At 60.7% G+C, this 11436-nt stretch carries 8 protein-coding genes and 6 pseudogenes; 7 read left to right on the forward strand and 7 right to left on the reverse strand.

Annotated elements, in window-relative coordinates:
* Positions 1 to 475: 475 nt before the first annotated feature.
* Together P9230_RS32015 and P9230_RS32020 are read right to left on the reverse strand one after the other, a co-directional pair.
* On the reverse strand, positions 476 to 1534 hold the full coding sequence (locus P9230_RS32015) for a class I SAM-dependent methyltransferase (protein WP_024504268.1): 1059 nt from the start codon (positions 1532 to 1534) through the stop codon (positions 476 to 478).
* Positions 1535 to 1591: 57 nt separating this feature from the next.
* Positions 1592 to 1813: pseudogene (locus P9230_RS32020) on the reverse strand (insulinase family protein); the annotation flags it as partial.
* Positions 1814 to 2870: 1057 nt separating this feature from the next.
* Between P9230_RS32020 and P9230_RS32025 the strand changes: the two are divergent.
* From P9230_RS32025 to P9230_RS32035, 3 genes and pseudogenes are all read left to right on the forward strand, one after another.
* Complete coding sequence (locus tag P9230_RS32025) at positions 2871 to 3317, forward strand: extracellular solute-binding protein (RefSeq protein WP_236383562.1); 447 nt, start codon at positions 2871 to 2873, stop codon at positions 3315 to 3317.
* A gap of 157 nt (positions 3318 to 3474) precedes the next feature.
* A complete protein-coding gene (locus tag P9230_RS32475; protein WP_236473435.1) occupies positions 3475 to 3783 on the forward strand; it encodes a helix-turn-helix domain-containing protein in 309 nt (102 codons plus the stop codon).
* 1181 nt (positions 3784 to 4964) lie between these two features.
* Positions 4965 to 5159, forward strand: a pseudogene (locus P9230_RS32035) (DUF459 domain-containing protein); the annotation flags it as partial.
* 69 nt (positions 5160 to 5228) lie between these two features.
* Here the strand turns inward: P9230_RS32035 and P9230_RS32040 are convergent.
* The 4 genes and pseudogenes from P9230_RS32040 to P9230_RS32055 form a co-directional block, all read right to left on the reverse strand.
* On the reverse strand, positions 5229 to 6683 hold the full coding sequence (locus P9230_RS32040) for a glutamate synthase subunit beta (RefSeq protein ID WP_063169408.1): 1455 nt from the start codon (positions 6681 to 6683) through the stop codon (positions 5229 to 5231).
* A gap of 41 nt (positions 6684 to 6724) precedes the next feature.
* Positions 6725 to 6888 (reverse strand): annotated as a pseudogene (locus P9230_RS32045) (thioredoxin domain-containing protein); the annotation flags it as partial.
* Positions 6889 to 7166: 278 nt separating this feature from the next.
* Positions 7167 to 7436, reverse strand: a pseudogene (locus P9230_RS32050) (pyridoxal-phosphate dependent enzyme); the annotation flags it as partial.
* Positions 7437 to 7444: 8 nt separating this feature from the next.
* A pseudogene (locus P9230_RS32055) lies at positions 7445 to 7649 on the reverse strand (isopenicillin N synthase family oxygenase); the annotation flags it as partial.
* A gap of 801 nt (positions 7650 to 8450) precedes the next feature.
* On the opposite strand from P9230_RS32055, the pseudogene P9230_RS32060 reads away from it, so the two are divergent.
* From P9230_RS32060 to P9230_RS32480, 3 genes and pseudogenes are all read left to right on the forward strand, one after another.
* Positions 8451 to 8730: pseudogene (locus P9230_RS32060) on the forward strand (DUF411 domain-containing protein); the annotation flags it as partial.
* A gap of 9 nt (positions 8731 to 8739) precedes the next feature.
* A complete protein-coding gene (locus P9230_RS32065; RefSeq protein WP_127312611.1) occupies positions 8740 to 8973 on the forward strand; it encodes a hypothetical protein in 234 nt (77 codons plus the stop codon).
* Between the two features lie 41 nt (positions 8974 to 9014).
* Complete coding sequence (locus tag P9230_RS32480; RefSeq protein ID WP_244514239.1) at positions 9015 to 9506, forward strand: cytochrome c; 492 nt, start codon at positions 9015 to 9017, stop codon at positions 9504 to 9506.
* Between the two features lie 238 nt (positions 9507 to 9744).
* Here P9230_RS32480 and P9230_RS32080 read toward each other — a convergent pair whose 3' ends face one another.
* Positions 9745 to 10161, reverse strand: a complete 417-nt coding sequence (locus tag P9230_RS32080; protein ID WP_063169404.1) for a hypothetical protein — start codon at positions 10159 to 10161, stop codon at positions 9745 to 9747.
* Positions 10162 to 10858: 697 nt separating this feature from the next.
* Between P9230_RS32080 and P9230_RS32085 the strand changes: the two genes are divergently transcribed.
* Positions 10859 to 11134, forward strand: coding sequence for a hypothetical protein (locus P9230_RS32085; protein ID WP_063169403.1), 276 nt, complete (start codon positions 10859 to 10861; stop codon positions 11132 to 11134).
* The last annotated feature ends 302 nt before the right edge of the window (positions 11135 to 11436 follow it).

The raw sequence follows: 11436 nt of genomic DNA on the forward strand, positions 1-11436 counted from the left end.
TTGTCGCTCTTGATTGCCCTGCTTCAAATCCGGCCGAAGCCGGTCGCCGCTTAGGGCTCGGATTGTTCACGGTCGACTAGTGAGCACTCTCCAATATGTTAGGCTCTGTCGCAGTAGCGCAACAAGCTCAGTCTTTGGATGGGTGGTATGAGGATGAGACGACTGAATGTGTACAGGCTCAGTCTTTTTATCGAGGCTCTCGTTTTTGTCGTAAGCGCGTTCGGTGCGACGTGGCTTACCAGCTTTGTGAACGCGCCATGGTGGACATATGTGATTATAGCGGCCATCGCTATGGGCATGTTCGTCGCCGTGCGTGGGGTCCTTTCTGAGCCGCAACGTATGGGACTCTTGGCACACAACTCGGCAGCGACCTCTGCGTGAACCCAGACGCCTTGAAAATGTGCCCGATGCGTCCGGATTTTTGGCGGTGATCTTCATCAAATGCGATGAGCTGCAATTTCTGGCGACGGCCACGCTAAGGGCGGGCCTCCAGCACCATGTTGAACGGTGTCTCCGCGGCGCGACGCAATCGCTTGAAGCCGCCGCCGGTCACAACCTTGCGCAGCCTCGCCTCACCGGCCTGGGCTCCAAGCGCGAGCCCGACTTCCTGCGACACGGATGCGGGCGTGCACACGAAAGTGGAAGCGGCATAGTAAACGCGGCCGACGGGATTGAGGTTCGCCGCCAGATGATCATGCGCGAACGGCTCGACGATCATCCACGTGCCGTCCGGCTTGAGCGATCCGTGGACATGGGTGGCGGCGCCCGTCGGGTCGCCCATGTCGTGAAGGCAATCGAAGAATGTGACGAGGTCATAGGTTCCGGGATAGCTCTTGGCGGCCGCCACGTCGAACCGCGTGTTAACGCCGACGCCGGCTACCTCGGCCGCCTTGCGGGCGCGCTCAATCGAAGGGGCATGATAGTCGAAGCCGACGAAGCGCGAATTGGGGAAGGCCTGTGCCATGAGCACGGTCGATGCACCATGACCGCATCCAACATCCGCGACGTCCACGCCGCGTTCGAGCTTCTCGACGACGCCCTCCAAGGCCGGCAGCCAGGAGTCGATCAGATTGGCATTGTAGCCTGGACGGAAGAACCGTTCCGTACCGCGAAACAGACACGCGCTATGATCGTGCCACCCGACGCCCTTGCCGGACTGGAATGCCTGCCTCACCTTTTCTTCATCGAGCCACAGCGCGGACAGGAACTCGAATGCGCCTGCCATGAAGGCCGGGCTGTCTTCATCAGCGAACACCAGCTCTTGCTCGGCGTTGAGATAGAATTTGTCGCTCGCTTCATCGTAGTCGACGTAACCCGCCGCCGCCTGCCCGGAAAGCCATTCCCTTACGAGGCGTTCCTGGGTGCCGGTGCGTGTCGAAAGTTCGGCGGCCGTCATCTTGCCGCCTTCGCGCAATGCCTTGAACAGGCCGAGTCTGTCCCCCAGCAGGACTCCCGCGCCCGTTGCGATCGCACCGAGATCGCCGACCATTTTCCCCAAGAATGCGTCCAACTTTTCCTGATTCGCTTCAGACATCTGAATCTCCCTTTGGGTTCAATCTCTCCAGGCGACGGAGCCGTGCTCGTCATGAGGCGCCTTGAGCATCAGATGCTCGAAGACATGCAGATATCCCCGGCGGCTCATTCCGCGCTGCCGATCCTGCACCAGACCATATGGGTGACGACCGGCGCGGTGGTCGGGAATGACAGCCACCTCCATGCCGTTGAAAAGCAGGAAATCCGTCACTTTGCCCTCGTCGGTAACCGGCGGAGCCGGAGTGGTCGTCACCAGGGCAAGCCCTGTTGCAGCAGGTATCCTTGGGCAGCCTGTCAGAACATCGATGACTCCGGTTGTGGTGCCGGGGTGGGCGATCAGGGGCCAAGTGATTGTTCCGCGGCGGCTGTATGTTGTGGTAAGGTGATCATGCGAACTCTTGTTGGTCGGTCACGTGTTTTGCGGATGACCCGCATGTACTGTGCCAAATGAGAAAACCATTCAAACGCAATCCAGTAGATCTGACTGTATCCGACATTGTCGGAATTTGGACATCGCCGAACGCGAAGCGCTCGGGGCTTGTGACGATACTTGAGCGTGCTGCTTCGGAGGAGGGATGAGCCTCGAACCGGCCGCGAGGCCTTTTTCTGGCAACGGATATTCCGGCCGGGTTAGGCCGCGAGGAAAGCGACGGTGAATAAGAGGTAGAGGACCAACCGTTTTGAGCGGGTAGTTGCCGTGTTGCGCCCCCAGGCAAAGGCCAGCACCACGGAGCAGTATTTCTGGTGGCGATACTACAACGCCTTTTAGTGCCGGTTACCCGTTTTTACCCAGTTGGCCTGGTGCATTCAGAGCGAGCTCGTTGGAAACCGCTTATTGTGGCTATGAGCGAACTCGGGATGGAGGAGTGGACCCAAAAATTGGCAAAATGCCCCAGGGAGGATTACATGGGTCGCTCATTCCCCGTACTCGTTACAGGTGCGCGTCGCTTCGCAAACAGCTTGCTTTTGACTTGGCGTTTTTTGCCGTCTCGGCATCGCTCACTAATTCGGCCGCTGCCGACACCGTGAACTGGCGTCAATTCGAAGGGACCAGCATAACTTGGGCCTACGACATCCACCCCTATGCGGATGCTCTCGCTGCGCAATTTCCGGAGTTCGAGAAGCTGACCCGGCATCAAGGTCACGCCGGAACTCTACCCAGACGATTCTTACTGGAACAAGATGACGATCCAACTGACGACGAAGTCGCCAGCATGGGATGTGTTCGGCACTGGCATTCAGCCCGCGTAGGACCTCGCTCCGAGTGGCGCCCTGGAGCCGCTGGACAAATACCTGAGCGATTGGAAGCTTACCGATGCTGGATACGACTACATTACGTGGACATGATCAAGAAGTGCGCGGCTCCTTCCTTCGCGTCCGGCCGCAGCGCGATGACGATCGACTCAAATATGTTCGGCTTCTGGAACGATGTTGCGGGGAAGCCGGCATCCGGCAAGATCGCCTTCGCTCCGCCGCTGCACGCACCGAGCGCCACGAGCTTGGAGTCTGACATCTGGATCTGGGCTCTCGCCATGAACGCGGCTTCCGAAAAGAAGGGCACGGCCTGGCTGTTCATCCCGTGGGCCACCTCCAAGCAGGTGGCGCTCAAGGGTGCCCTTGCTGGCCAGCTCGTCAATCCGCCGCGCACGTCGACCTGGCAGACGACACCTGGACTAAGTACGCTTCGCAGCCCGAGTTCAACAACTTCGTTGACAGCTTCAAAAAGATACAGGACCAAGCCGCGCTGGCTTTCACACCGCGTGTCGGCTTCGGCGAAGCCATGAACGCATGGGCCGTGGCGATGCAGAAGATGGTAAACGGCGATGACGTCGAGACGACGTTGAGGGCGCTTGCCGAAGAAATCCGCACTGGCCTCTGATCAAAAGGAACAGGGCAGTACTATTGCACTGCCCTGTTCCCGCCAACGGCGGAGATCACGCCGTGTCACCCCAAGCACTTAAACCCAGCGTGCCGATGGCAGCCGAAGGACCTGGCGCGCGCGCCTCGTCCGGTTCGGCTTCGCTGGAGGGGCGTTCCATCGACTGTTTCAGCCTTGCAATCATCCAGGCGCTGGCCAAAAGCCAGATGGAGCGCCGGCTCAGGAACCGGCGCAAAAACTCGAGCCTGCCGGCGCTGATCGAGCTGGTGCTGGCGCGGCCGCTGGTGTCGGCAGGTCTGGTCGCGGCCGAGCTGAAAATTAGCCAGCGCGCTGCGCTCGGGCTGGTGCCGAACTCGGCATCCGTGAGGTGACCGGCAGGGGGCGCTACCGGGCGTGGGACCCCGTTTAGCTGCGGCGGGCTTTGGCGAAAGCGACAGCACTGATGATTTTTGCTGTACGCTCATTCTCCCTCATCTGCGCGTTGACAGAAAACCAGCAGGCGAGGGTCACAGCACGCTGTGCTCCCCGCGATTTCCGGAAAACCAATGAAAAACGACTTTGATCGATCGCGCGGGACGTATCATTCAACCATGTCGAGAACGGGCGTGACGGCACGTACACTATGGACCGAGAGAACTTTGTCTGGCGACTTTGCGCACGCTTGCAAAACTCTTCGGAAAACTTCCTTCTGTTGATCCAATGATCGTAATGAGCTGGAGTGGCATCGCCGCTCTCCTCGGTTCTTGCTCTCTCAGTTGAACTTGATGCTAGCCTGCACGAAAACGCCGTAGCGCTTTGCCTTCCAATCGTCGGCCTGCGGGGAACCACGACCGCCCATTGCCTCTTCGAAATGAGCGGTGCCGTTATTCGCCACGGCCGCAACACCGCCTCGAGCTGGACGCCATGCCCATCGCCGTCTTCGGGAATTAGCTTGATCTTGGGCGCATGTGGTGCTGCTCTTTGCCGTCGAGCCGCGTGAAGAGGAACGCCACGTCACCAGAAAGGCTGAGTCGCTCGGTGAGTTGCGTCTGCCCGGCCAAGCCGAGTCGCAGCGAATGCCAATCGTTGTCCTGGCTGAGAGGTTGACGTAGGTGGGACGGTTGGCACACAGGTTCCCCAGTTGGTCGCCTGCTGCGTGCAACCGAAAGCATCGTAGCTCTCGTGCCAGAAATTGTTGCCAACAAAAGCACCGATGCGGTAGCGCGGTGAGTTCAAGAAATTATATCCAAGATCGGCGGTGAAATAGCTGACGCCGCCCCCGCGCTGATCACTGAATGTGTTTGAGTAGCCCCCCATTTCCGTAAGAAGTCCTCGTCATGAGAAAATCCTCCCTGATGCCGCCCGCACCGAGGAGGCCTTTACGAAAATGCCAGTCGGATTGTGGACTCGAATGCGCGTCTAGATCGTCATAGGTGAGCCGCGAGACCAGTGACGTACCTTTATGATTGTAAAGTTCCTTCGATGCGTTGCCGGTACTGGCCAGTAACGTAGTCCACCCTCGAAGGAAAAGACTGAGGCCGCCGACCCGGCTACCGACGCCGACTCGCAATCACCGGCACTCGACGGCGGTTCGGAACTTCTCGGTGCCGCAGCGCCGGCCAAGCCGGACGGGCCCGGTGAAAAATTCGTCGTCGAGGGCAAGGCGCCCGCTGCTGCGCCCGGCCGCGCCGACGATTTTTCTTGGCCGCCAAGGCGGCAGCCTGCGGCCGGGGCCACAACCGAAACGACCACGGCGATCAGTCCGTAAGCTGCCCGGGGCAGCGGAAGGGCGGAAAGCGCCTTCAGGTGGCCGCACAAGTAGGGTCTCGAGACGGACTCAGCGCGGCAGCACGCTCGATCCCATCAGCGCCTCATCGATGGCGCGCGCCGCCTGGCGGCCCTCGCGGATCGCCCAGACGACCAGCGACTGGCCGCGCCGCACGTCGCCCGCCGCATAGAGCTTTTCGACGCTGGTCCTGTAGTCCCGGTCATTGGCCTCGACATTCTTCGAGCGGCGGCTGTCAATGGCGATCTTCATCTGGCCGGCCAGTTCCGACACCGGCCCGCGAGCGGCTGGCCCGGCAAAGCCGATGGCGATGAACGCGAGATCGGCGCGGATGACGAATTCGGTGCCGGCGATCGGCTTGCGCTTTTCGTCGACTTCGCAGCATTTGACCCCGGTCAGCTGGCCGTTTTCGCCGATGAATTCAAGCGTCGCCACCTGGAATTCGCGCTCGGCGCCTTCGGCCTGCGAGGATGACGTGCGCATCTTGGTCGCCCAGTATGGCCAGACCGACAGCTTGTCTTCCTTTTCCGGCGGCTGCGGCCGGATGTCGAGCTGGGTGACGCGCACCGCGCCCTGGCGGAAGGCGGTGCCGACGCAGTCGGAGGCAGTGTCGCCGCCGCCGACGACGACGACATGCTGGCCGCCGGCGAGGATCGGATGCGACGGCCACGCCACCGACTGGATCGGTTCGCCGCCGACACGCCTGTTCTGCTGCACCAGATAGGGCATCGCGTCATGCACGCCGCCGAGATCGTCGCCGGGAATGCCGGCCGCGCGCGGCGTTTCGGAACCGCCGCAATAAAGCACGGCGTCATGTTCGGCGAGCAGCTCGGCAACCGGCTTGTCGACGCCGACATTGACGCCGCAATGGAAGGTGACGCCCTCGCCCTGCATCTGCTCGATGCGCCGGTCGATATAGTGCTTCTCGATCTTGAAGTCGGGAATGCCGTAACGCATCAACCCGCCGGGCCGGCTCTCGCGCTCATAGACATGGACGTCGTGGCCGGCGCGGCCGAGCTGCTGGGCAGCCGACATGCCGGCCGGGCCGGAGCCGATGACGGCGACGCGCTTGCCGGTCTTCTTCTCCGGCGGATAGGGCCTGATATGGCCGGTCTCGTAAGCCTTGTCGGCGATCGCCTGCTCGACCGTCTTGATGGCGACGGGGATGTCCTCGAGGTTCAGCGTGCAGGCTTCCTCGCAAGGTGCGGGGCAGATGCGGCCGGTGAACTCCGGGAAATTGTTGGTCGAATGCAGGTTGCGGATCGCATTGTCCCAGTCGCCATTGTAGACGAGGTCGTTCCAGTCCGGGATCTGGTTGTGGATCGGGCAGCCCGTCGGCCCATGGCAGAACGGAATGCCGCAATCCATGCAGCGCGCGGCCTGTTTCTCGACCTCTTTGTCGGACATCGGCAGCGTGAATTCGCGGAAATGCCGGATGCGGTCGGAGGCCGGCTGGTACTTGTGCACCTGCCGGTCGATTTCGAGAAAGCCTGTTACCTTGCCCATAGTCCAGTTCCTGCTGTCCAGATGGTGCGCCTGGCGACGCCCTGCAGCTGGATCAGATGGGGCATCCCGTCCACACATGGGCCGCACCAAGTTGCCCAAAATTCGACTATGTACACTTGCCGGGCTCAAAGCTCGTGAGGGGCTCGCCATGCAGCCAGTTCTCGACTCTAATCGAAGGAGCCGGGGACTCCATCTGCAATACCACGTTGCGGTCCAAAGCTATTTCCAAAGGTTTCTGCACGAGCTGGTTTCCTCTCAGAGACGGCACACGGGTTCAGGGAGGAGCGCATCGCTCGTCTTGCCCCATTGAGTGCAGTCACAGTCACTCAGTCTCAAAAGCCATGCCAACGCGCTCAGCGCGCAGTTAGCGCCCATTGCTTCGAAAAACCTCGTCAGTGCCCAGATGTTGGTTGTAATGAACCTGACATTTGTCTGACGCTGTCAGCTTTTGGACACGCGATCACGCGCTTCGTGCCGCCAGATGGCCAGGCCGAGCCCTGTGTTGCCAGCGGTCGCTTCGATGATTGTACCGCCCCGCGCGTGCCACGCTGTTCGGCATTAACGATCATCGACAACGCAATGCGATCCTTGATCGATCCGCCGGGATTCTGGCTTTCGATCTTGACGAAGCGACGACACCTGCCGGTATCGAATCTCTTCAGTTCGACGACCGGCGTCTCCCCAATCAGATCGAGCACTGACAAATGGCGGACGCAGGCGAGAGGACGCCTTTGTCGACGGTCGGCGGAACATCTCGAGGCTCATGCGGCTGCGGTCTCCAGAATGTCGGCATAGTGCCGTTGCGCAATATCGGGATGCGAGCGCAGTCGGCTCTTCAGCAGTTGCGGAACAGGGGATTGTCGGGGTCGCTGGCGGGGCACCCGCTTCGGCAGCCAGTTCAGGCGGCAGGTCAAGAAACCGTATGTCGGCATCAAGCCGCGCGCCGAAGAAGAAGGGAATAGAAACAGTGCCCTTCGAAAGACCCAGGGCGACGGAAATCATTGCATCGGGCGAGTTCATGCGCCTGAAGCAGCGCTGGCTGCAACTGCTTCATAGCGACAGGCGGGCGGAGACTCTAGCGGGGCTTTCGCCGCTTGGTTGATTGAGGCTCTCGACGAAGCCACTAAGATTCGGCGGCCGATAATAGCTTGCTGCTCATTGGGACGCCGACCAACGCCGGGATTGAGAAAGGCAACCCTGCCCCACAAGGCGGGTGTCACACGTGCGGTGCGTCCGCTCGTCGCGCCGGATGGTCTTTGAGACCTGGGTTCACGGCTATTCAGATGCACCCCTGTCGGCTTTTCGGTGCAGGCCGCCAGGCGGCGTGTTGCAGCAGCGGTAATTAGTTTGAGAGCGTGCGAGCACGGGCTGCATAGTGAGATCATTTGCCGGCGTGGGGACCAAGGTGTGGCGCAGCCTTAGAGAACTCAACACCGAGACCGGAGCAACGGAGACGGCTCTTTCGTCGAGACAGTTTAATTGGAAGGCCGAGAAGCACCGGCTGGGTAGCGTCACGCCGCATCATTCTTTGCGGAGCTGGAGCGCGCGGGATCGCTGGAGCGGCTGGTGAAAGCGGTTGCCGGGGCGCACGCCAACAACAACACGTGAGCTGGCGCCTCGTGTGGCAAAAGGAGGGGGCGAGAGCCCATGGCCTGCAATGAAGCGATCAAGCATTGCGATCGTGGAACCAAGCTGCCTAGTCGACCATCCGGACCGCGGCCTTCAAGCCAGCTCGCCTTGGAATCGGCCTTCCAGGAATCACCGTCAAGGCCGACTCACGACCTTTTCGCCATGAGCCGCGAAGAGGGCATTCCGCCGGAAGCCGATGGCTGCCTTCTCTCGTTCATCGACGGCTATGTGGTGAGCGGCCATGTGCCGGTCGGCACGGTCAACAAGCTCTTGACCGAGCGGCCCGACATCAAAGGGCATGACGCTGCCCGGCATGCCGATGGGCTCCCCCGGCATGAGTGGCACGAAGGAAGCGCCCTTCGAGATTCTCGAAATCCGAAAGTCTGACGCGACCGGCGGCATCTACGCCACGGAATAGGAGGCTTCGATGATGGAATGCATGAGCGGCATGATGATGTTCGGCACGGGCCTGGTGTGGCTGCTTGTCGTCGTCGTGCTCGTCCTCGGGACGGCCGCGCTGATCAAATACCTGTTCTCCAGCGGCGGCAAAGGAGAAGGGCGTCGGTCCTCTTATCGATGCGTGGCCGCGGCAGGCCTCGGATTGGTCTGGACATTGCCTTGGCTCGCCAACCGGATGGCCGCGCCCCGGCCGCGGCGATAGCGCTAGGCAAGACGGTTTTAGCCAGGCGAAGGTCAGCGCGATTGGAAAGCCCGCTGCCTTCGGGACGCATGCCGGCGCCGGGACCGGCCGCGGTCGTCGGCGGCGGCTACCAGAGCGACATGCCGGGCTTCGGGAATGTCCTCACCGACGAGGAGATCCGGGCCGTTCTGGCCTTCATCAAAAGCACATGGCCCGAGCGGGAACGCGCCTATCAGGCAGATGAGCCGCCGGGAGCGGGAGCAGACACAGTGAGACCAATCCTAGCCGCGGAGCCCTCGAACGCCCCCAACCGGAATGCATTGTCCATGAAAGCGAAACCGTCGCTTGCGATTCAATTTCTGGCGCTGATCCTCGGGACCTCCGCGCTGGCCCACCATCCGGGCGCCGATCTCGACAAGATGAGGGACAGCGCGGAGAGGTTCTTCCAGGCGATCGACGAGCAGGCCGCGCCGCCTTTCGAACTGGCCGACGCGGACGGAAGGGCCGTCCGCCTTCCGATCTCTCCGACAAGATCGTGGTGCTCTACTTCATGACGAGGTAACCTTGGAAGAAGAAGGCGACGGCCACTGGCGGCAGGATGGCAAGCACGCTGGCCGCAAAAAGCGGCCCATACTCATAGAAGCGGGCCGGTTCTGTCGCAAATCGTGCTTTTGGCCACAACTGGACGCTTTCGCGCGCTTATGGACCAGCTCACATGACAGGGCTCGACGTGCCCCGGGGTGGCGCCCTACTTCCACGCTCGCACTGTCACACTCCCGCCGAAAGGCGGGTTTAGTGAGTTATGGCAGTGACTGTGCCACCAGTCCAAACGTCGAGTTTCGCGGCAACTTCGACGCTTTCCTTAGCTGACTTGCCCAAAACCAGCGCGGCCAAAGCATACTGCTTGCCGCTCCCGATGGCATAATATTCACCTTTCACGGGATCACTTGGCAGCCAATTGCCGTCCAACAATACGGCTTCCCCATTTTTGCGCACTATCAGCGCCTCAAATTCAAAATTGTCGTCGTTGCGCGGCACAGGAATATCAGAAACATCCATGCCCTTCTCAACCCAGTCTCGAACGGCCTTTGGAATACCCAAGGACGAAGAGGAAACGCCGATGAGTGTGCCGTCGCATAAGCGAAACACCTTCGTTTTCTCACCGACGGATACTGAGTCAAAACCCAAGGCTCGGCCGTCGCCAGCCATGGTTCCGTTCCTGTAAGCTATTGTTGTCATTGGCACCCTTCTATCGCTGCATCAAACTTCAGGACCTTGCGCATGTCCCCTGTGTCAAGGTCACTGACCGACGGCCTATTTGCCTGATACACGATACAGGCTGCGCTCCTTGAGTTCGCGCACGGGTGGCCGTCATCTTGCCGCCTTCGCGCAATGCCTTGAACAGGCCGAGTCTGTCCCCCAGCGGGAATGACAACCACCTCCATGTCGTTGAAACGCAGGAAATCCGTCACTTTGCCTCGTCGGTAACGGGCGGAGCCGGAGCGGTCGTCACCGGGCAAGCGCGGTCGCAGTAGGTATCCTGGGCAGCCCGTCAGACATGGATGGCTTCGGTTGTGTCATGCGACTTCTTGTTGGTCGGTCACGTGTTTCCGGATAACCAGCATGCGCTGTGCCAAATGAGAAAACCATTTAAAGTCAATCCAGCAGATCTGACTGTATTCCGACATTGTCGGAAATTGGACATCGCCGAACGCGGGCGCTCGGGGCTTGTGATGATACTTGGGCGTGCTGCTTCGGAGGAGGGATGCGCCTCGTACCGGCCGCGAAGCCTTCCTGCATTTAAGGCGCCAGATCAATTGAACGCGATGCCGGGCAGCGTCGCAGCGGCTAAGCCAGCCACTCGCATTGCTCCCTGACAGGATGGTGCCGATCCTGCTGAGATCGCATGCTGGCGCGACGTTGCTTTGCGGCCACCGTCGCGCCTGCCCGTGAACTGTTCGCGCCTGTGCTCATGCTCGCCTTGACACCCTCGATGGGTCCATCCGGGATGGTCAACCATCCGGAACATAGCGGGCAGGCGGGCATCTTCACCAGCAGTCTCTGTGTCGCTCTCGTGGCGGCAAACAAGATCGAGGCTGGCGGGGTGATGATCAACGGTCCTCGAACCATCGATTTTGATCGCGGTGGCCGTTCAGTGCGTTCAAGCACGAGGCGCCGTTAGACGGCACCGCAGCATCATAGCGAAGTGCCATGCAGGACGACTCCCTGCAGCATCGTCTCGCGCAGCCAAACACTTGCCGGATCACTGTTGTGAACGGCCGGGCGTTTGACGGCCTGTGACGCGAAAAGGCAACGGAAGATCTAGCATTTATGGGGGAAATGTTTTTTCGGAGTGCTTGACCCGCAGGAAGGGCAGGGCATGACTGCCTATCGCCCGACCCGGCAAGGCCGCACTCATGACCGGCTGGGCTCGGTTAATCCTGCATGCCGCGCCCATGAGGTTACTTGTCCGGAGTGCGTCGA

Source organism: Mesorhizobium sp. WSM4887 (assembly GCF_029625865.1).
Classification (GTDB): domain Bacteria; phylum Pseudomonadota; class Alphaproteobacteria; order Rhizobiales; family Rhizobiaceae; genus Mesorhizobium.

Excerpts from the sequence above, each read along its gene's own strand:
- P9230_RS32085 (WP_063169403.1), top strand. The coding sequence starts at position 10,859 with ATGCTGGCGCGACGTTGCTTTGCGGCCACCGTCGCGCCTGCCCGTGAA.
- P9230_RS32065 (WP_127312611.1), top strand. The coding sequence starts at position 8,740 with ATGATGGAATGCATGAGCGGCATGATGATGTTCGGCACGGGCCTGGTG.
- P9230_RS32015 (WP_024504268.1), bottom strand. The coding sequence starts at position 1,534 with ATGTCTGAAGCGAATCAGGAAAAGTTGGACGCATTCTTGGGGAAAATG.
- P9230_RS32040 (WP_063169408.1), bottom strand. The coding sequence starts at position 6,683 with ATGGGCAAGGTAACAGGCTTTCTCGAAATCGACCGGCAGGTGCACAAG.
- P9230_RS32080 (WP_063169404.1), bottom strand. The coding sequence starts at position 10,161 with ATGGCTGGCGACGGCCGAGCCTTGGGTTTTGACTCAGTATCCGTCGGT.